The sequence below is a fragment of the Segetibacter aerophilus genome (genome assembly GCF_007991655.1).
GTDB lineage: Bacteria > Bacteroidota > Bacteroidia > Chitinophagales > Chitinophagaceae > Segetibacter > Segetibacter aerophilus.
Map to the genome: position 1 here is coordinate 198089 of NZ_BJYT01000009.1, position 21406 is coordinate 219494.

12 protein-coding genes are annotated in these 21406 nt (G+C 40.8%); 7 read left to right on the top strand and 5 right to left on the bottom strand.

Annotated elements, in window-relative coordinates; all coding sequences use genetic code 11:
• Window positions 1-54 precede the first annotated feature (54 nt).
• Window positions 55-1371, top strand: coding sequence for a 4Fe-4S dicluster domain-containing protein (locus tag SAE01_RS13630; protein ID WP_147204320.1), 1317 nt, complete (start codon window positions 55-57; stop codon window positions 1369-1371).
• A gap of 402 nt (window positions 1372-1773) precedes the next feature.
• Here the strand turns inward: SAE01_RS13630 and SAE01_RS13635 are convergent, their stop codons facing one another.
• Entirely contained in the window at window positions 1774-4353 is a 2580-nt protein-coding gene (locus tag SAE01_RS13635; protein ID WP_147204321.1) for a phosphoenolpyruvate carboxylase, read from the bottom strand.
• A gap of 154 nt (window positions 4354-4507) precedes the next feature.
• A complete protein-coding gene (gene dacB / locus SAE01_RS13640) occupies window positions 4508-5884 on the bottom strand; it encodes a D-alanyl-D-alanine carboxypeptidase/D-alanyl-D-alanine endopeptidase (protein WP_147204322.1) in 1377 nt (458 codons plus the stop codon).
• A 54-nt stretch (window positions 5885-5938) separates the two neighbouring features.
• Here dacB and SAE01_RS13645 point away from each other — a divergent pair, with 54 nt between their 5' ends.
• Together SAE01_RS13645 and SAE01_RS13650 are read left to right on the top strand one after the other, a co-directional pair.
• A complete protein-coding gene (locus tag SAE01_RS13645) occupies window positions 5939-7213 on the top strand; it encodes a competence/damage-inducible protein A (RefSeq protein WP_147204323.1) in 1275 nt (424 codons plus the stop codon).
• A gap of 9 nt (window positions 7214-7222) precedes the next feature.
• Window positions 7223-8812, top strand: coding sequence for a sensor histidine kinase (locus tag SAE01_RS13650; RefSeq protein ID WP_147204324.1), 1590 nt, complete (start codon window positions 7223-7225; stop codon window positions 8810-8812).
• 268 nt (window positions 8813-9080) lie between these two features.
• Here SAE01_RS13650 and SAE01_RS13655 read toward each other — a convergent pair whose 3' ends face one another.
• Entirely contained in the window at window positions 9081-11657 is a 2577-nt protein-coding gene (locus SAE01_RS13655) for a BamA/TamA family outer membrane protein (protein ID WP_147204325.1), read from the bottom strand.
• A gap of 387 nt (window positions 11658-12044) precedes the next feature.
• Between SAE01_RS13655 and SAE01_RS13660 the strand changes: the two genes are divergently transcribed.
• Window positions 12045-14144: a TonB-dependent receptor family protein gene (locus SAE01_RS13660; protein WP_147204326.1), complete on the top strand. Its 2100-nt coding sequence runs from the start codon at window positions 12045-12047 to the stop codon at window positions 14142-14144.
• A 104-nt stretch (window positions 14145-14248) separates the two neighbouring features.
• Entirely contained in the window at window positions 14249-14683 is a 435-nt protein-coding gene (locus SAE01_RS13665; protein ID WP_147204327.1) for a hypothetical protein, read from the top strand.
• Between the two features lie 31 nt (window positions 14684-14714).
• Here SAE01_RS13665 and SAE01_RS13670 read toward each other — a convergent pair whose 3' ends face one another.
• A complete protein-coding gene (locus SAE01_RS13670; protein WP_147204328.1) occupies window positions 14715-15035 on the bottom strand; it encodes a hypothetical protein in 321 nt (106 codons plus the stop codon).
• Window positions 15036-16050: 1015 nt separating this feature from the next.
• Between SAE01_RS13670 and SAE01_RS13675 the strand changes: the two genes are divergently transcribed.
• Together SAE01_RS13675 and SAE01_RS13680 are read left to right on the top strand one after the other, a co-directional pair.
• Window positions 16051-17064, top strand: coding sequence for a glycoside hydrolase family 43 protein (locus SAE01_RS13675; protein ID WP_147204329.1), 1014 nt, complete (start codon window positions 16051-16053; stop codon window positions 17062-17064).
• A 459-nt stretch (window positions 17065-17523) separates the two neighbouring features.
• Window positions 17524-18774, top strand: a complete 1251-nt coding sequence (locus SAE01_RS13680; protein WP_147204330.1) for a TRAFs-binding domain-containing protein — start codon at window positions 17524-17526, stop codon at window positions 18772-18774.
• Between the two features lie 67 nt (window positions 18775-18841).
• Here SAE01_RS13680 and SAE01_RS13685 read toward each other — a convergent pair whose 3' ends face one another.
• The gene (locus SAE01_RS13685) at window positions 18842-21211 is read right to left on the bottom strand and encodes a peroxidase family protein (RefSeq protein ID WP_147204331.1); all 2370 of its coding nucleotides are present in this window, start codon (window positions 21209-21211) and stop codon (window positions 18842-18844) included.
• Between the last annotated feature and the right edge of the window lie 195 nt (window positions 21212-21406).

A 21406-nucleotide genomic window follows, 5' to 3' on the forward strand; every position in this document is an offset into this window, starting at 1 on the left:
AACCTCACATTGTTAGCTCTCAAAAAACTTACCTTGCGATGGTAATAACACGTTATGCAAATAGTTCAGCAGGTTTTATTTTTAGCACTTATTGTTCTTGCCGTTTTATTGTTTGCCAAAAATGTAAAGAATATCAGGAGAAATATATTGCTTGGTCGGGATATCGATTTAAGCGATAACAAATCTGAAAGGTGGAAAAAAGTTTTACTGCTGGCGATCGGGCAAAAAAAGATGTTTAAATATCCTTTGGTCGCTGTATTGCACCTGATGATCTATGCAGGTTTTATTATCATAAATCTCGAAATTTTTGAAATCGTTCTTGATGGAATTTTTGGTACTCATAGAATGTTTGCTGCACCACTTGGAGGCATTTACTCCTGGTTAATTAATTCTTTTGAAGTATTAGCTTTTCTTGTTCTGGCGGCTTGTGTTGTTTTTCTTGCTCGCAGAAATGTAATCAGGGTTAATCGGTTAAATCGAAAAGAATTGGACGGATTTCCAAGAACAGATGCTAACCTCATACTGATTACGGAGATTGTTCTGATGACTTTGTTTTTAACTATGAATGCCGCAGACCAGGCTTTACAACAACAGCACTATGGACACTACACCCAAACCTCTTCATTCTTTATCTCCGGCTTAATAACACCATTGTTTGCGGGAATCAGCACAACTGCTCTTGTTGCAATTGAGAGAACTTGCTGGTGGCTTCATATCATTGGTGTGCTAGCCTTTTTAAATTATCTCCCTTACTCAAAGCATTTACACATTATACTTGGTTTCCCGAATACTTATTATAGCAGCACCAGACCAATGGGGAAGTTTACCAACATGAAGGAGATTCAAAATGAAGTCTTGTATGCTATGCAGCCTGAGCTCGCCCCTACCGGTGAGGCGGCTCCTGTAAAGTTTGGAGCGAAAGATGTTCCTGACTTGACCTGGAAGAATTTGATGGATGCCTATAGCTGTACAGAGTGCGGACGATGTACTGCAGCTTGTCCCGCCAACATTACCGGAAAGAAACTGAATCCACGAAAGATCATGATGGATACGAGGGATAGAATGGAGGAAATTGGAAGGAATATTAATAAAAACAAAAGTTTTGTTGAAGACGGAAAAACCTTGCTTCACAACTACATAACAGAGGAGGAACTGAGGGCTTGTACTACTTGCCAGGCTTGTGTGGAAGAGTGCCCTGTCAGCATAAGTCCGCTAGACATTATCGTTCAGCTTCGGCGGCATCTTGTTATGGAAGAAAGCAACGCGCCGCAGGAATGGAATGGCATGTTTAGCAACGTGGAGAACAACTTCGCTCCATGGAAGTTTTCGCCTGACGAACGCGACCGTTGGGCGGAGGAAATGAAAAGCTAGTCTGTCCCCATCTTGGAAGAGAGATTTACCACATCAGACGATCTACATTTTATAAAATAGCTTCAATTGTAAGTAATAGCTCAAGCCGCTGGGCTTCGTTCTTGCAACGGGACTCCACCCGCTTGTTTCAGAAACTGCTTCGCATGTTTCTGAATGCTTTCGCTTCGCTTAGCACCCAACCGGCTGATGTCCCTTATGCAAGAACTGTTGTCAGAGGTATTTTATCTTTTTTAAAAACCCTTCTCAAATCATTCAAAGTAAGCTCCTATGTGACCCTAATTTTTCTATTTGCCATTTGGTGAAAACACCTAACAATGTTACAAGAGTGCGACGCAAGAATGTTTACTAGTAGCTATTAGCTGGGCTAAAAATGATTTTCTTTATGGTCGTTAGCTAAACTCTTTAGGCTGAGTTTCTTCCTGCATTGATAATACCAAACGAGCAACGCATTACGAGCTTCTGGTAGATCTGCTTTTCTTCGTTCGTTGCGTTCCTTTCATCGAGACCGCGAATAATAGCCATTGCATATTGTTGGATTGTCAATAACGGAAGAACAATTTTCTCGCGCATTTGAATCGATAGGGCTTCAACGGGGTAATTGCCCATCAACTCTCCCTGTCCCGAAATTTCTAAAATGTACTTTTTCGTCAGTTCATACTCGTCATGAATTCTGTTCCACATTTCGCCGTACTTGGCATCGGTGGCGAGATAAGCTGTGAGCGGGAAAAAGCACTTTTTCATAGACATTTCGCAATTGTCTATAAGTGTTTTGAAGAACAACGAATTTTTGTACAGGTCTTTAATCTCATCTAAGCGACCCTGCTTATCCAATACCTGCATCGCATAACCTACGCCGTAATAGCCGGTGAGGTTTTGCTTTATCTGGCTCCACGATCCAACAAAGGGAATGGCCCGAAGATCATTGATCGTAAGCTTAGATGAACTGCCGCGTTTTGAAGGACGGCTACCAATATTAGTTTCACCATAAAACTTAAGTGGACTAACATCAGAAAGGTAGTTCATGAACTCAGGGTGTCCCTTAAGATCAAGGTAGGCTTGCAGACTTTCAACAGCTAAGTCATCCAACAATTTTTCTTCTTTGTCCGTCAGCGTTTTTTCTTTTGCTGACAATAACTCATTACTGATACCTGCATTCAGCAATTGCTCCATATTGAACCGTGCAGACTCAATACTGCCATAGCTGGTACTAATCGTTTGTCCCTGGATAGTCAATTGAATTTCTTTGTTAGCTACTTCCTTACCCATTGATGCGTAGAACTTATGACTTTTGCCACCACCTCTTGCAGGCGGTCCACCCCTGCCGTCGAAAAAGACAACGTTTACGTTGTACTTTTTAGAGATCTGGGTCAATTCTCTTTTTGCCTTATAAATACCCCAGTTGGCCATCAGGTACCCGCCATCCTTGGTTCCGTCGGAGAAACCAAGCATAATGGTTTGTGTATTATTTCTCTTTGAAATATGCTGCCTGTAAATGTTGTTCTCGTACAGGCAACTCATAATTTCAGTTGCATTTTGCAAGTCTTCAACCGTTTCAAACAGTGGCACGATATCAACAGTCATCTCTTCTTTCTTCCATCCTCTTAGCAAGAAAAGACCGTACACCTCAAGAACGTTCAAGGCACTGTTGCACTGGCTAATGATGTAGCGGTTGCAACCCTGCTCTCCGTTATATTGCTGTATAGTTTTTACTGCACCAACAGACTCAAGTGTATCGCGAAGTACTCCTGTTTCATATTTTTCCGGATCAGCGGATGCTTTAATATTCATTAAAACATCAATCTTCTGTTGTTCATTTAATAAGGCATAATCAGAAGAAAGTACATCTTCAGTCGAGGCAATCAGTTCGAGCAAAGAATTATGAACAGAACTTTCCTGCCGGATATCGAGCGTTGCAAAATGCAGCCCAAAGACATGTACTTTATTAATTACATTTTCAATCAATGAAACAAACAAACCGTTGTGTTCGGTAATGGTTATTTCTCTTGCCTTTTCGAGCGCTTCCAATATTTTTTCCCGGGTCACTTCTGTCTGATCGCCCGGAACAAAAATATTTGTATAGAGTAGCGCTTCTAAAGCAGCCAGGATACTATCAACACCTTTAAAAGTTAAACGTCTTTTTATCCGTCTGATATCACGGTAGTAGCATTTTATAATACTCGAACGTAAGGCATTTGCAACCTTTAAAGTGGTAGCCGTATTTACATTTGGATTTCCATCTCGATCGCCCCCGGGCCAAAAGCCCATGCCCATTATCGCATGCTGATCGCTCATCGTCTCGGGAAATTGAGACTTAAGATCTGTTATCATATTGCCCGTGGCGGCGTAAAAAATATTTTCCATAAACCACAGCAGACTCATGGCTTCATCGTACGGCGTTGGTTTCTCCTTGTTGAAAAAAGGCGTTTTAGCGAGTTGCTGCAGGTACATATTCACCCTGCTGATCTCGTTGCCTTTTAAGGCCATAGAGAGATCGTTGATGATGCCCAACACCGAACCGGGATAGAATTGAGTTGGATGTGCAGTCAGCACCAACTTTACGGAGAAGTCCTTTAGTTTTTCAGCCAGCTTATGCTGCAATGAATTTTGAATGATCTGCGATGTCAGATGCTTTAATGTACCGGGGCCATTTATGTCAATGACTTCCTTATAGGCCGAGTCTTCCAAAGCATCAAACAACACGACCTGCCTTTCTACATAATGAATGAACCTGAAGAGAAGATCAGTTTTATCCTTCTCATTTTCATAAGTAGTATAACGCTCAAAGAAGGTCTCGATGATTTGTTTCGGACTTGCACTTTGTTTGTACCCTTCTGTGCAGTTTTCTAATAACAAGGAAAGATGTACGCCTGTATTTTCAATCCTGTGGAAAGGCAATGAAATGAATAGGCTATTGAACAACTGAAACTTAATAGCAACGTTATTCTTAAATACCTGCAAGATGTCTGAAAAGTTAGAATCCATAGTTAATCTTCTTTACAAGAGTAGTTTTAGCAGGCAAACATCGTTAGAGATAAAAATATTCTAAAAAAAACAATTCAGTAAAAATTGTATTTCTACAATTACGATGTTCAAAAGGTCCAAACCTCCAATGACTATCCTTATACAAGAAATTATTTTACTTCAACAGATCAAGCAGCTTATACATCTTTCGCACCATCTCGGATGAAGAACCATTGAAATTCGATACAACGATGGCGAACGTATACCCACCTACATAACCAGTAAAACTTTTCACGCCACCGATGGTTCCGCTTTTCATTTTCATTCCGTTAAATTCGGGTAAGGCATTATAAAAAGAGTTGAAGTAGGGTTGCGACTTTGCGTACCTCATCACTTTAGCAAGAGCCTCTGCTGTAATTCTGTTTTGGGGAGAAAGGCCGCTACCATCTTTCATGTTGATCGAGGTTGGCTCGATCCCTCTCTCTTTCCAAAAAGCTTTAATAATATTTACGCCTGCTTCCGTAGAAGCTTCTTTCTTTTTTTCAAAGCCAAGAGTCTTAGCCAAAGCTTCGCCATATAAATTGATGCTTTTTCGTAAAAACCAATAATTAATACTGTCCAGCGGTGGTGACTGGTGAGTAATGAGTTCGTGATTTCCAGAGGTGTTTAAACCGCTTGCTGCATTGCTTACTGGGCTGATCACAATTCCCTGTTTTGCAAATTCCTCTTCAAAAAGGTTGCTAGCTTGTTTTGCGGGATCGGGGAAAGATCCTGAGATAGTAAAAGCATTTTCATTAGGCGGAATAGTGCCCCTGATATAACCAATACTACTATAGGGCGCAAGATAAATGTAGGCATTGTCGCCACTGCCAGCGCGGCCAGTTGTTAACTCGCTTATGAGATTTACATCGCGCAATCGAGGAAGTGTGGCAACGATAGTAACCTTATCACCAACGCTGTTTCCCGATTTCAGTTTTATGTCATACTGGTTCTCGCGCCAGTTAAAGCCAGTTGCCCCGGCACCGTAATAATTACCAATATCATCCCAAATCCATCCTCCCGGTACTGAGTACGTTCCCCAGTTATTATTTATAATGATGGAACCGTTTATGCGATTTATGCCAGCCTGCTTAATAGCCTTGATCCACTTATTTAAAACTGCCTGTTCTTTTGTTTGATCGTATCGCCAACTACCTGTAGTTGGATCACCTGAACCGTTGACATAAATATTCCCGGTTAAAGTTCCATTCTGAATTTCACCATTGTAAGCAAGCGTAGTTTGGTAGCGATAAGTTGTACCAAGCAGTTCGAGTGCTGCAACACTCGTCAGTACTTTTTGACTGCTTGCAAATGGTAAACCTATCGTTCCGTTTTCATTCAATACTACCGATCCAGTCTTTTGATCAACGACATAAAATGCTAACATTCCGCTCTTCAATTGATCATCCATTTCCAAAGTCTTTACTGCATCTTGTAACTTTTTTGAAATTCCCTGCCCACTTGCGAACCCAAATACTATTAATAGCGTAATAGACTGAACTAATTTTTTCATACTTGTAACTACATTGCGCTAAAATTAGCTTTTCAACTTAACGCCACCAATTGTATGAGTAACAAACGAGTATATGCATCGATAATAACAATAGGCGATGAACTTCTGATCGGGCAGACGATTGACACCAACAGTGCATGGATGGCGCAGGAGTTAAACAAGTTGGGTATCTGGGTAAAACGCCGGGTGGCTGTTGGAGATGTTTGGGATGAAATATGGAACGCACTAGATCAAGAAAGCAAACAGTCGCAAGTCATCTTAATTACAGGCGGACTTGGCCCCACTGCTGATGATATCACCAAGCCCTTGCTAAATGAATATTTTGGAGGTAAGCTAGTTGTTGACCAGGCAGCGTTGCAAAATGTAAAAGACATCTTTGAGAAATACATAAAGCGTACAATGCTTGACGTAAATCTAAAGCAAGCTGAAGTGCCGGATGTTTGTACAGTTATTCAAAACAAGAGAGGAACAGCGCCGGGCATGTGGTTCGAAAAAGACGGAAAGGTTTTTATAAGCATGCCGGGCGTACCAAATGAAATGAAAGGGATGATGACGGACTTCGTTTTGCCACGACTTCCAAAAATGTTTTCGTTACCGGCGGTAGTTCATCGCACACTGTTGACAGCTGGCATTGGCGAGTCTTATATTGCTGATAGAATAAAGGATTTTGAAGCTGCTTTACCTGGATACATAAAGCTGGCGTACTTACCCAACTTCGGAATGGTAAGATTAAGACTCACGGCAACGGGCGAGAATGAGTCAGAAATAACGGCGGAAATTGACCGGCTGTTTGTAGACCTGCAAAGCCAGCTAGAGGATGTGATGGTAATAAATGAAGACAAAAACCTGGAGGAGGCAATTGGTTTGATGTTGGCAAAACATGGTAAAACATTAGCAACGGCAGAAAGCTGTACCGGTGGTTACATCTCTCACCTTATAACCAGTGTTCCCGGTTCATCAAAATATTTTAAGGGTGGAGTCGTTAGCTACGACAATACTGTGAAGGAAAATGTGTTGGGAGTTGATGCAGACACGCTCGACAACCACGGAGCAGTAAGTGAAGAAACTGTATTTGAAATGGCTACTGCTGCTAAAGAACTAATTAAAACAGATTACGCGTTAGCTGTAAGTGGTATCATGGGGCCCGGCGGCGGAACTGAAGAAAAACCGGTGGGCACAGTTTGGGTGGCAGTTGCAGCAAAATCAGGAACGGTTACGAAAAGGTTTCAAACACGGTATGACAGGCATCGCAATATTGAGGTTACTGCCATCAATGCTTTAAATCTTTTAAGGCAAACAATTTTAAACGATCTAAAAACGATATCATAAACACTTCATATGGAAGCAAAGAAGACGCCGCAGGACATGCTCAATTTTAAACATCTTTCGGGTCTGGCTGGCTTTATTTTAAAAAATCATCTTGATGAATTTGCCGCCGAACAGCTTGCCTGGTGCTACGAATTCAATCTGCCCATACTAAAACTCTTCAAGAACTTAAACGAAGAACAGATTTTAGGGATTTCAAAAAAGACAAATGCAGAACTGCTACAGATATTAATTGAAAACAGGGCAAAAGAACATCTAGACGATTCGCTTAACAAATGGGAAAATAATAAACATGAGATCATTGGCCGTTTTGATCTGGTAGCTGAAGACATAACGCTGGTTAATCACATCAGGCAAAAAGGTTTAAAAAAATGGATCTTACGTTATACTTCGAACCCTGAAGAAATTATTGAACTACACGATGAGATTGCTGATTACACTTTTGCCAATAACAGCCTAAGCACAAACACTTATATCAAGATTTTGACCGAACGGCTAGAAAGAAAAAATAGCCAGTTACTGGAAGCACAGGAAATAGCACAGGTAGGAAGTTTTGAATGGAACTTTAATGAAATAAGCAGGGACAACAGTCCGGAGTTGCGAAAGATTTTTGAGACCGAAGAGCCGCAGTCTTACGAAGAGATGCTTTCGCATGTTCATCCTGACGACAGGGAAAAAGTAGAGAAGGCAGTAAAACAATCGTTGATTGAAGGCAGTTATGGTTGCGAGTATCGCTACATCGTAAACAATAAAGAAAAAGTTTTATGGACAAACGCAATTATCCATTATAATGATGGGAAGCCGGTGTTGATGACGGGCACGGTGCAAGACATTACCGAACGAAAGAAAACTGAACAGAGCTTATTGCAGAAAACCTTTGAGCTCGAGGTATCAAACTCAAATCTTGAGAAGTTTGCTTACGTAGCAAGTCACGATTTGCAGGAACCACTACGAAAAATTTTGATGCACACCGACCTGCTGATTAGTTCAGAAAAAGATCTGTTGTCAGAACGAGGCCGGGAATTGTTGGAGAAAATCGCAAGCTCTACGTCTAAGATGAAAAGTCTTATCAAAGACATTCTAACCTATTCTACCATTAACCCTGAAAAGAAAAAAGAAAAGGTTAGCCTCGAGCATTTATTACAAGAGGTGAAGACCGAATTGGAATATTTGATTTCTCAAAAAGCTGCTACAATACATTCAAACCACCTTCCTGATGCAAATGTTTTTCCGTCGCAGATAAAGCAATTGTTTCAAAATCTTATTGCAAATTCCATTAAGTTTTCTAAAAAAGATCAACCTCCTGTCATCACTATTACGCATGAAATATGGGGGCCGGAAAAAGTGACTGGTAAAAAAATAACGCCGGCATTTAGATACCTCCATATCAACTTTGCTGATAACGGCATTGGCTTTAAGGAAGATGAGGCGCAGGAAATTTTTTCACTATTCAAGCGATTGCACAGCCAGAAAGAATTTGAAGGTTCAGGCCTTGGATTAGCAATTTGCCAGAAGGTAGTGGAAAACCATGGAGGCTTAATAGAAGCTACGGGGGTTTACAATCAGGGTGCAAATTTTAGTATCATACTGCCAATGTTATAATTCATCTACTTGCCAGTCCACGCAGCAACCACACTCTTTTCATTCATTTTACTTGGGGACGGGCAATCGTTTTTCTTTCAACATTGTTGTGTCACTCTCTTGTACACACGTTTCTTTACGCATCAATCTGCCGTCATCATCCTTCTTGCTTGAACCATTTGCAATTATTAGTACTTTAAAGAAATGGGTTGAAAAAGATCCAAACTGTACAAGTGAGTGACACAACGATGTTGAATAGAGTGACTAGAGTCGGCCCCCTACGAACGAGCTAAAAAGTAAAACCGATGGAAATATAAGGTAGAGTGCCTTCGACAGAATGCCCTACGATAGCCTGGATTAAAATCAGCTCTGCGGGTATAATATAAATTCCGCCGCCATAGCCATCGTGCCATTTTTTCGACGCTTCGCCCGGAACCCAAACTCTTCCGATATCATTAAACCCAACAACACCAACAGTGCCCGGAAACAGGTAAGAGTTGAAATCGAACAGCTTGCACCGAAGGTCGAGGTTATAAAAAAACATGCTCTTACCTGTAAAACGATACGTGTGGAACCCTCTCAGGTTTCGCACCCCACCCAACTGAAACTGCTGAAAAAAAGCCGGAGTACCAATAGTAGCGCCGGCACCAATACGATTTGCTATCACAATGTTTGAATCGTTTGTAAGAGGCACATAAAAATTAAACTCCGAAAACACCTGTGCGAAAGATTTTCTCCCCCCGTTTAACTGCTTTAGCGCGGTAACTTCTGTAGCCCAAAATATGCCCTTACTTGAAAACAAACCATTGTTGCGGGTATCAACAGAAGTGCCGGCAACAACCCCGGTATAAAAGCGATTGTCAAACACGTTGTCATCAGGGTGCACGGCATTATAACTTTGAAAAAAATGGGTCTTATTATTCGCAGGCGAGCTGGTATAATATTGACTTTTGAAGCCCGCACTTGCCGTAAAGTTTTTGTTTATATGCCGGTGTAATTTTACCTCCGCTGAAAAGATATTATACTGGTTGCGATAATAACGGATGTCTTTGCCTTCCGCATTTACAAATTGAGTTTCATTTCCTACTCCAAAAAAATTGCTCGTATAGTTAGGACCTTTTGAAAGAAAATCGATGCTTAGATCATTACCGTAAATAACTTTTGTGAGGTACCCGGAATACTCAAACATGTACGAGTGCCGCTCAGTTCCATAGTTTGCAGATAGCATATGTTTCTCTGCAAAAGGTTCTTTTCTAAAGCCATGCTTTTCATAACCTACACCGGCCCTTAACAACATACCCTGGTCAATAGTGTATACAAAAGAAAACGCAGGGCCCAGTTTATCGTATTTAAAACTGTGCTTGTTGTACTCGTTTATTGATGAGTCACTAGCAGTTTTAATCCGTGCAAGCAACGGTGAAGGAAACTTGTTTTGCTCATCGGAACGATCGTAGGCATAGAGCTTTCTTTTGTTCCTGATATTTGAGGCCACGAAAAAACTGTCTGTATCAACACCCCCAATCATTCGAATTTTTATTGGCGACTTATCCACCCCTTTTACTGTAAAAACATCGTCGCCTCCTAATGCGTGTAGCCTGATTTCGTTGGTAGAGCGATGATCAAAAACACGTTTGTATAAAAGGCCGGTTGCGCCACTATTCTTATTGTTCTTTGAGATAGTTACCGCTACATTTCCATAGGGCAGGTATTCTATTTCAAATTGTTCAGACTTATCTGATGCGTGCACATCCACTTCCTCTGAAATAAATTCGAAATACTTCATCGCTTGTTTTGCCAACAAGGTTCTGCGGGCAATCAATGTGTTGATTATTTTATTTCCGGTGAGAGTATAAATCTTACCCGGTAATCGCCTTACAGCGGTTTTAATAAGGTCATCGGTTAGCATGTTCTGAACGTAAGAGATCTGTTCTTTCCAATCCGCTTCGCTTAACTCGTTTAGAAAGATTCGGTCGAAGTAGCGGTTGTTGAAATTGTAACCCCGGATGTCTCTTACATCATTATGAAAACCCTGCAGGTTTGACTTCAGGCTCTGCCGCGACAAAAGCCACGGAAAAATACCTGCAGTGTTATAATAGACTTTGTCGCGATCGCGCGGAATAGGGAGATACAAGCTTCCGGAGTCCTCCTTTTTTTCTTCCCAGCGCCATTGCCCCTCGTGCCTGTCCCAGTCGCCCAAGAAAAGGTCGAGCAACCTTGCCCGCAGCACCAGTTTCTGATCTACCCGGTTGTTGTGATCCTTTTCTAATTTCTCCTCCACTTTCTCCGCGTTGTCAGTATCAGTGGCGGTGAGAGGATCTCTTTCTTCCAGTAATAAAACGGAGTTAGCAAAGTCTTGCCGAAACTCGCCCAAAGCAGGATCGTCGGCGAGGTAAACAATTTCAGGGTTTGAATGTGGGATGCCAAGCGCAGCTGCAAAAGGAGGAACGGTCAAAGCAGCGAAAGGATGGCCTGTTGCTACCTGGTCTTGCAAAATGTCTTTTGCTATGGTCGCTTTTAGCCGTTGAGGCAGCGCGCGCTCAGGATACTTTTGAATACTTCGTAATACCCATGCCTTTCCTGAAGTATCGCTTAGTTTCAATGATTTTGTTTGCAATCCACCGCCTTTCTCAACGATAGTGAGCCCGCCTTTTTCTTTCTGTAGATGTATAATTCTAATCTTTACAGGAGTTGCCCATAGTTTTCGGTATGTTTCTCCAAACAGTACTCTGTGAGCTTTTGAGACATTGTCGTATTCGGGTGCAATAGCTACTGTTATGCTGTCTCCTTTTTGTGCAATGGCAGCAGGCGAACCTACCACATGCAAAAAAATCGTCAACAACAATAATGGCAACACGTCACATCTCATACAACTAGGTTAGTAAAATTCAATTGAAATAATGGCCTCGAACAGTTCATTTATTTACATAAAAAGAATACCAAGTATTTGAAAATCTTGCTTTTATACAATCAAACCTATCGCGAAGACATTCCTTGCATGGACGCACCGTCGCTACAAAAGGTTGTTTTTTTCACCCGGCTTGAAATGCATTTTTTGTTATTCTATATGTTGTAGCCACTAAACCTTTTACTTGAATTAATTCTGGTGTTTGCTTTGTCAAAACAGAAAGCTTTTGATGTAGGGTATTTTTTTAAGCAAAACGTTTTTATACTTTTTTCAATAAGACTTTAAAAATAGTTTCAAAGTATAACCAATCGAAATTGGCGAGTTGGTACAAAATTTACATTTCTTTGAATGATGGATTATACAATTAAAATGACGTGTGCAACCGACGCAGCCAAAAAAAGCCTGGTGTATGTTTTGGCCTTATTGCCGTTTTTATTACAGGCCCAAACAAACGACACAATTAAAGAGAATAATCTGCAGGAGGTTGTGGTGAAAGCTTATGAACAAAATAGACGGTTAAAAGAGATACCAGCTGCAATTAACTATGTTGGTCCATCTACGCTAGCTCGCTTTGGCCCTTCCTCTATCGTGCAAGCAATCAACTCAACTCCCGGAATTAGAATGGAAGAACGCTCTCCCGGAAGCTATCGAATGAACATCAGGGGTAGTTCTTTGAGATCGCCTTTTGGAGTAAGAAATGTAAAAATTTATTTCAACGATATCCCTATCACTGACCCGGGTGGAATTACCTATCTCAATCAGTTAGGTTATTACAATATCCATTCGCTGACTGCAATAAAAGGCCCGGGAAGTAGTTTGTACGGTGCAGGAACCGGAGGAGTTTTGCTGATAGAAAGTTTGCGTGATGCTGAACAAGCCGGGATAGAGGCGGAATACACAGCTGGTAGTTATAATATGCAAAACATGCACGCGGCCGTTACAACCGCATCAGAAACAATGACTAGTAAGTTAGGTATCCAGCACCAGGAAAGTAATGGTTTCAGGGACCACTCAGCAATGAAAAGAGATGTGTTTAGCTGGAACGGGCAATTCAATCTCGGAGAGAATAAACAATTAAAAACAACTTTCTTATACGGCAACCTTTTTTACGAAACACCAGGTGCATTAACGCAGGCAGAATATGACCTCAATCCAAAGGCAGCAAGACCCGCGGCCGGTGCGTTTCCCAGCGCTGCAGGTGCACAGGCGGCAATCATGCAAAAGCAGGTTATTGCCGGAGCCTCATACTCTCAACAACTACTTTCAAAGCTTTTAAACACGACTGTTCTTTACGGCATGTTTACTGATTTCCGTAATCCGGCTATTCAAAACTACGGTCACAACTCTGAGCCACATTTTGGAGGACGGACCGTTTTTAAGTTTACCGACTCCTTCACAAGATCAGCATTGCATATTGACCTGGGGGCAGAACTACAACAAGGTTTTACAACTGTAAGCATTTATAAAAACGCACTCGGCCGTGCTGACTCTCTCCGGACTTTTGATGAAATCGCTAACAGGCAGGGATTAGTTTTTACCCAGGCAGTATTTGACACAAAAGATTGGACGATTACAGCAAGCGCAAGTCTTAATTTTTTACAAGTAAATTATGAACGTTTTTCGCCTGCTTCTTCAGGAAAACAAAAACGTACTTTCAGCAACCAGGTGGCACCGCGTTTTGCTGTGCTGAAAAAATTCAACCAGGTAAATGTTTATACCAGTATTGCCAGGGGCTTCTCTCCCCCAACAACTGCAGAACTTATTCCTACGGGGGGTGCAGCAAACCTCGACTTAAACGCCGAACAAGGAACGAATTATGATCTTGGTATAAAAGGAACGATCGCTCACAAATTGACCATTGATGTGAATGCTTTTATCTTCTCATTAGACAATGCTATCGTACAACGTCGCACAGCGGGAGGCGGAGACTTTTATATTAATTCTGGCAAGACAAATCAGCGTGGCATTGAAACTTCTATAAATTATCCCTTGCTTCAATCGTTATCTTTTGTTGATAGAAGCAACCTCTGGTTTAGTCACACATGGCACGACTTCCATTATAAAGAGTTCAAGCAATTAAACAACGACTTCTCCGGAAACAGAATGCCCGCCGAAGCTCCTCATACTATTGCGGCTGGATTTGATCTTATGGCTAAAAATGGAATTCTTGCTTCCGCTAATTATTACTTCAGCGATAAAATTGCCCTAAATGACGCAAACTCTGCCTACGCAAATGCCTACCATTTGCTGGGATTGAAACTGGGCTATCAAACAAACTTTAGTCAAAAATTACAGATGAGAATTTCTGGCGGAGTTGACAATTTACTAGATCAGAAGTATAGCTTAGGAAATGATGCAAACGGGTTTGGAGGCCGCTATTATAACGCAGCAGCAGGTAGAAACTACTATGCATCTTTAGCAATACAATTTGCTGGGAACAGGAAATGACATTAAGTCAAGCCCGGAAGAAACAACAGATGCAGGAAAGACTTGTGGCAACAAAATTGTCGATAGATTTTGAGGCCTGAGATGCCGGATAAAAAATAAGCGATATGAAAAGTGGAGTATTGATAATTGCTTTTGCCCTGCTAACTATTTTTACAACTTCATGCAGCAAAGACAACAATGAGTCCACCACCCCTATCGAAGGAAATTGGGAATTAGTAAGAGTGCAAGGAGGAAGAGCTTCCGTTACGAACTACCCAAGGGGAAATGGTAACAGGCTGAGGTTTACCGGCGCGAACTACCAGGCTTCAAAAAACGGTCAAATTGTAAAAAGCGGAAGTTTCACTATACTAAATGATCCTTCCGCTGATAAAGAAATCTGCCTTGTTTTACAACCTAATGAATACCGGCAAAGAATACTTTACGACAACGATTATACGGCCAGCAAAGTCTTCTTCCAGGTTAAAAATGACACTTTAACTTTTCTGTCCGGCTGTTTTGCTGTTGATGCCGGAACCAGCAAAGAATATATGAGACAATAGAAGAAAAATAGCCGGGCGTTTTAAAAGGAAGTTATTTTATTGGCGTAAACTCTATTGCTATCGTCACATTGTTTCCTACAATATCTAACCCTTCAAATTGTTTTTGTTCAATATGTCCTACCAACTTTCCATCAAAAACAAATTCCTGTTTTAAGGGTGTAGCACCGGCTAAGGATTTCAAAGAAAATCTTTGTTCGTCTGCTTCTGTTGGCTCTCTTTCCAAAAACTGCTTTTTCGCTTCATAGATAATCTTGCCATAGTTTTCTTTGACGTGATCAACGATACTATTTATAAAAGAAGTATCTGCTTGTTTTTCAGCTATCGCCTTAAAATCGTCTTTGCTTGTAAACATCTTAACTATTATTAATTTTTTTCACACCGTTAAACCGCGAATTTACCGATTAACTGTACAACCGTTTTTAAATTGCGGCATTTTATTTCATTATTTGCCGTTAGCACCTTACCGATAGAATGTTCAGACATTGGAAAGAAAGGCAAAGTAGCTTCGTTAAAAAGCCACTTTCTTCAAGTACTAAGCGCAAGTTGAAAGGTTACCAGTCTTATTTTTATTTTAAGTTTTTTTACCCCCCGATTCTCTTTCAATAAAAAAGAACGACTGTTCTTCAGGAACTTCTTTTTTCTTTTTATTAGTAGCGTTTACAATAACTACAATTGTTGCAAATGCCGCTAATGTCAAACGTTTGTCTTTTTACCAATTTATTAACGAGAGCTAGCTGTTAATTATGCATACAATAAAACTGCCTTTTATTATTTTTATCCTTGTTTTACTTTGGTTTCTACTTCTAAGTCTTTTATTCTCATGCATGACTGCAAGCTTTCTTTTTTATTACTTATTTCAACGGAAGTCGATTTACGGTAATAAAAAGAACCTGGCTGCTATCATTGATTTTAGGTCTCTTTATTAACTGGCTAAAACTTAGCTTTCTTATTGCTGCCAATCCAATTTTCTATCTACATTCTCCATTCTATTTCCAAACCGCTGAGAATTGAGCAGTCATCAAATTTTAATAAAAATTCAACTTTATTAAAAAAAGCTAAAACTTTTGCTTTTAGTCTTTAGAATTATAGTTTTATGCTAATACTAGTTATGAAAGCAGTACTTCTAATAGTAATGTTTATAATTTTCTCACTCACTATTATCCCCGTTCTTCTCTGTACACTGGGGTATATTCTTATTAAGTTCATTTTTTACTATTTCTCTAAATTCTTCGTTTCAATATTCAAAAGAAGTGTTCCGGCTACAGCTGCGCTCTAAGCACAATCTCTTTTCATACTGTCGATTTGAAATTTTAAGTATTATTGTTTCCGGCAAACGTTTTAATTGCCACCTTAATACTCACATTCGTATGACAAGAGTTGTTTATTTTATTTGTTTTTTTAGTATCTGTTTCTGTAGTTGCTCAAGCAAAATAAGTCAGAGTTCAAGTGTTGCCAGTTCTGGTAATCCAATTTTTCCGGGATGGTACGCTGACCCTGAAGCGGCAGTTTTCAATGGCAATTACTGGATATATCCTACTTATTCCGCTCCTTATAATCAACAAGTTTTACTCGACGCTTTCTCATCACCAGATCTCGTCCACTGGACAAAAAAGAGTCGTATCATAGATACTTCCGCAGTCAAATGGGCTAAAAGAGCTATGTGGGCTCCTGCGATTGTAGAAAAGGGGGGCAAGTATTATTTGTTCTTTAGCGCGAACGACATCCAAAACGACAATACTGTTGGTGGAATTGGTGTCGCTGTTTCCGACAGTCCGGGAGGTCCTTTTCGTGATTATCTCGGCAAGCCTCTTATAGATAAATTTCATAATGGCGCACAGCCAATTGATCAGTTTGTTTTTAAGGATAAGGATGGACAGTATTATATGATCTACGGTGGTTGGAGACATTGCAACATAGCTAAACTAAAAAGCGATTTTACAGGCTTTGTACCTTTTGATGACGGAACTGTATTTAGAGAAATAACTCCGAAGAACTATGTTGAAGGACCTTTTATGTTTACCAGGAAAGGCAAATACTATTTCATGTGGTCGGAGGGCGGTTGGACCGGCCCAAATTATTCAGTTGCTTATGCTATGTCGAAATCACCGACAGGGCCTTTTGAAAGGATAGGGAAAATTCTGCAGCAAGACTCTACCGTTGCTACCGGCGCCGGGCATCATTCTATTTTGCAAATTCCTAAAACAGATCATTATTACATCGTATATCACAGAAGGCCGTTGAATGAAACGGACGCTAATCACAGGGTTACTAGTATAGACATGATGAGTTTTGATAAGAAAGGATTTATCAACCCCGTTAAGATAACCAAAGAAGGTGTGAAGCAGGAGTTGTTGAAAACCCGCAAAAAACGCGCTTCTTAAACTGCCAAACAATGGTTTGGAGTATAAGTGTGCGACGCAACGACCGATTCACAAAACATCAAAGCCTGTTACTAAAACTTCCTTCAGAAAGTGAAACCATAACTACTCTGGATTAGCTTATAAATAGCTCTTCCCTACATTACTAATACAACGCTACGAGCCACATCGGGCTTTTAAAATTCTTATTATACCAGCCATTGTAGTTTTAACAAGCATTGTTGTGTCACTCCCTTGTACTTTGGCTTAGTATGAAGCTTTTATCGTGTTATTTCAATTAAGCCAACAGCACTTTCCTCACCTCTAATCTTGATCAAACAGCGAGTGCACCTGCCATTTTTAATAATAACGATGTAGTCGTATATTAGTCTTGATCCTGACAAGGCTGGGCATTTCTTCTGCTTTCTTAACGGAAAAAATTTCAGCGCTTGCTAAACGTTCACAACAATTAAAAACTGTAAAATGTCTGACAAAAAAAAGTGTTTTGTTATTATGGGATTTGGAGAGAAGACTGACCTCGCCACCAGCCGGATTCTTGATCTAGACAAAACATACAGGGTCATCATTAAGAGAGCGGTTGAAGAAGCTGGACTTGAATGTATAAGAGCTGACGACATTATCCATTCAGGCGTTATAGACAAACCGATGTACGAACTGCTTTTTGCTGCCGACATTGTAATTGCGGATCTCTCGACCTCTAATGCCAATGCCATTTATGAACTTGGGGTTCGACATGCGCTTCGACCTTGTACCACTATTGTGATGGCCGAGAAGCAATTTAAATTTCCTTTCGATATCGGCCACCTGATCATACGACCTTACGAGCATTTAGGTAAAGGCATTGACGCCGAGGAGGCAGAACGTGTAAGGGAAGAACTGAAAAAGGCGATACAAACTTTGCTTGATAAACAAGATGTGGACAGTCCTGTGTTTACCTTCTTACCAAATCTTGCCATGGCTAAACTGATTGATAAGTTACACGAAAGAATAGAAGAAGCCGCGATCAAAGCAGACGAAAATACAAGTGAATTAATGGAGTTGTTTAAAGAGGCCCGGGCAGATGGAAATTGGAAAGGAGCTAAACGAAATTTGAAACGGTTACTTGAGAAACGACCAAAGGATGATTATATATTACAACAACTTGCTCTTGCCACTTATAAAAGCAAAGACCCTGACGCTATAACGGCTTTGGAAGAAGCAAAGGAAATCCTTCAAACCCTACGTCCGCAGCAAACAGCAGATCCTGAGACACTTGGTATTTGGGGAGCCATCCACAAACGTTTGTGGGAGCTCAAACAGGATCGTCAATACCTCGATGAAGGCATTTGGGCTTACGAGAAAGGGTTTTATCTAAAAAACGATTACTATAATGGAATCAATTTCGCCTTTCTTCTTAATGTCCGTGCTTCCATTTCAACCGGAAAAGAGGCAATTGCAGATATTGTAATTGCCGAACGAGTCCGTAGAAAGGTTTTAAACATTTGCAATGACTTTTTACAAAAGGGGATAAAAGATGACAATGGCAAACCGGATAAGGAACAGATCTTTTGGGTTAATGCCACGATAGCAGAAGCACTTACAGGAATAGGCGAAAAAGAAAAGGCGAAGGAAGCACTAGCTACCGCCGTAAAAGAAGCTCCCGAGTCATGGATGGAAGGCACCCTAAATGAGCAACTTGAAAAACTTAATAAGTTATTGGAAACGGGCCCATGATGTAAACAAAAAAATAGCAGGGCCCTTCAATAAGTTTTCTAATAAATCGAAAACCCTGCTAAAAAGATTATTTGTAAGCATCTCCTTTCCACGGATCTTTTTTTAGCATTTTATCCCAGGCTCTTAAGGGATGCCTTTGAGGATCTAGCTGCTCATCGACGTCCCATGGTTCAAATGCATTCTTAATATTTCCCAATCCTGTCGCGGCAAGTTCGGGGTAGTGCCGAAGAATTACAGTTTTGAAGTCAGTATTATCTATCCACTCCAATCCTTCTTTGGTATAATATTCTTCTGTATAGCAATCGGTATAAAACCTATCAGCTTGCAATCTTCTTGTTGCATTTAATATAAAAATCTGGAACATCGTTTCACCAAAACCAAAACCATCAGGCCGGTGACTTTCTCCTAAAGTACCAATCATCAGGTCCAGCATTTCTACTGCTTCGGGTCCTTCTCCATACAATTCCTTCAACTTTGCTACATGGCTTTTGTCGTCTGTAAGTTCTTCAAAACTACTAATTGGTTTAAGGCCTAATTGCCTTCTAAATTCATTATACCTTGGAACTCCACGTTCACGTGCGCGAAGAATATCAGCCGCACCCAAATCATACATGGGATTGAATGGTATACTTAGTTCCTGCATGAATTTGGGATAATTGTTCAAAACCAACTGACCGGGTTGTTGATTGCCGAAAGAATAAAACAGGTCCGAAAACGAATGTGTTTTGGAAAACTTTGCCGAACCCGCTTGTCTCGTCTCTGCAAAAGGAACCTCTGTTACTTTCTCGCCTTCACCCACCTTCTTTATTTTAAGGTTCTCGGGTAAAAGTGAATGCAGCCGGTATACTTCTACAAACTCCTGGGTTAACGCATAGTGCGCCCCATGTTTATTAATTGGGTTACCTACTACTCCACCCAGTTCAGGGCTTCTTACGTTGATGTCAGATACCGTTTTAAGGTGATCCCCTTTTTCAAAAAGGTTGGTCAACAACCCATACCAATTTGAGTTTAGTGCCATACCCAAACCTTTGTTTGCAAGAATAGCGGGCGTCCATTCCACAGAATGAATTTTAGCAGTGATGGCGGCATTTATCAGCCTGGCTACATTAAACAGTCTGTTGTCATCCCAACCAGGATTGTGTTTTTTTAAATGATCACAAATAGCGTTGTGCTCACGTGTAAAAAGGGTATGCAGCATAGAAAGACCAATCCACCAATTGCGTACGAAGCCTGTTTCTTCAATACCTTTTTTTCCTATTGGCAGCGTACCGTCTTCGTTGATACGTAATTTTCCATCTACACCGCTGCGGAGCCTGTCTACCGTTTGCTGATCGCTTCCATAGATCTGGGACCCGTCCCACCAGTGCGTTACCTCATTAATAAAGGAAATAGGTGCTTCCTCTTTTCCGTCCATTCGGGTAGGATCCGGTTGTGTTTTTGGCACCAACATTTTTGTCTGCCAGAATTTTTTTCGTGCGGGGTCATCTTCTGCAAGGGGAATTTCTATCAGCTCGTTCAAAGAGTTTTCTCCATGATTTATCCAATCATGATTTTCAAATTGTATCCAGGAAGCTGCTAGTAAATTTAAAAAGGGAACCTCCTTCATTCCATCACATCTGGTGAGTAAATGCCGGCTTAATTCCCTTGGGCTGGGGGTCAATAACCTTTCGCCTGTTTCAGGCTTTATTGCATCAATTGCTACGTTTCGCGAAAACCTTGTACCGGCCGCACCTTCTTTCGGATTGTCCAGGTTATTCCAACTTCCGTCGGCTGTTCTAAAATATTTTGGGCCTTCAGGTGGTGTCTGTCCCTCTGGCTGAAAACCTACTAACGTATTTTTTGGATAGCTGGATTTAAGATTATGCGCATTAATTTTTTCCCGCATATAGGCAAGCGTAAGTATTCCTAGTAATAGCGGTCTTCTGTACCAATTTGTCCATACCTTACCCGAGTAGCCGGCAAATTTTCCATAAGTACTTGTAGCCAACCCCATAGTAACAGTCGAAACAGCTCCTATCCCATTTCCCAGGACTACCTTCATTTTTTTCAACAATCCCGGTTTAGGCGGCGGTGGAACCGGAGTTGTAGGCAGAGCTCCATCTGGCACAACCGGCTTGCTCAACAGTTTTTCTCTATCAAAATAATAAACTTCCGGAATTGGAATATTTACTTCCGAAACAGCATTACTTCGGGCGTGTTGCCACATTTCCTGCCAGTCTTTGTTCGTGGGATCTAGCTTTAGCGCTTTCTCGTAATTAGCAGCAGAAAGATCATATTGCTCAGTATGAAAATAGGCAAGACCGAGCATAGCAAGGTGATAAGCGTCGGGCTGGCTATAATTTATACTTCTAAGCAATTCAATAGCATGTAAATACTCCTGCTGTTCCATCAGAGACTGAGGAGTATTTTCAGGCTGGGTAACTATATGATCAATCATGGCAGTTATAATTTTGGAGGGAAAAGAAGGGAAATTTGGTGGAGCTTCAAAAGTTGAAAGATCAAAATACAGCAGGTGAAGATTAATTCAAAGCGTCGGAATATTAAATAATTTTAACTGTAGCCTAATTTTAGTATTTCCACAAAGAACAATCTAGGTGTACCCGCTCAGGTTTTAGACCCCTTAGTTGTATTA

What these genes read in the sequence shown, in the direction of transcription:
- SAE01_RS13660 (WP_147204326.1), top strand. Translation starts at nt 12,045, where the DNA reads ATGATGGATTATACAATTAAAATGACGTGTGCAACCGACGCAGCCAAA.
- SAE01_RS13670 (WP_147204328.1), bottom strand. Translation starts at nt 15,035, where the DNA reads ATGTTTACAAGCAAAGACGATTTTAAGGCGATAGCTGAAAAACAAGCA.
- SAE01_RS13685 (WP_147204331.1), bottom strand. Translation starts at nt 21,211, where the DNA reads ATGATTGATCATATAGTTACCCAGCCTGAAAATACTCCTCAGTCTCTG.
- SAE01_RS13630 (WP_147204320.1), top strand. Translation starts at nt 55, where the DNA reads ATGCAAATAGTTCAGCAGGTTTTATTTTTAGCACTTATTGTTCTTGCC.
- SAE01_RS13645 (WP_147204323.1), top strand. Translation starts at nt 5,939, where the DNA reads ATGAGTAACAAACGAGTATATGCATCGATAATAACAATAGGCGATGAA.
- SAE01_RS13655 (WP_147204325.1), bottom strand. Translation starts at nt 11,657, where the DNA reads ATGAGATGTGACGTGTTGCCATTATTGTTGTTGACGATTTTTTTGCAT.
- SAE01_RS13680 (WP_147204330.1), top strand. Translation starts at nt 17,524, where the DNA reads ATGTCTGACAAAAAAAAGTGTTTTGTTATTATGGGATTTGGAGAGAAG.
- SAE01_RS13675 (WP_147204329.1), top strand. Translation starts at nt 16,051, where the DNA reads ATGACAAGAGTTGTTTATTTTATTTGTTTTTTTAGTATCTGTTTCTGT.
- SAE01_RS13635 (WP_147204321.1), bottom strand. Translation starts at nt 4,353, where the DNA reads ATGGATTCTAACTTTTCAGACATCTTGCAGGTATTTAAGAATAACGTT.
- SAE01_RS13650 (WP_147204324.1), top strand. Translation starts at nt 7,223, where the DNA reads ATGGAAGCAAAGAAGACGCCGCAGGACATGCTCAATTTTAAACATCTT.
- SAE01_RS13665 (WP_147204327.1), top strand. Translation starts at nt 14,249, where the DNA reads ATGAAAAGTGGAGTATTGATAATTGCTTTTGCCCTGCTAACTATTTTT.
- dacB (WP_147204322.1), bottom strand. Translation starts at nt 5,884, where the DNA reads ATGAAAAAATTAGTTCAGTCTATTACGCTATTAATAGTATTTGGGTTC.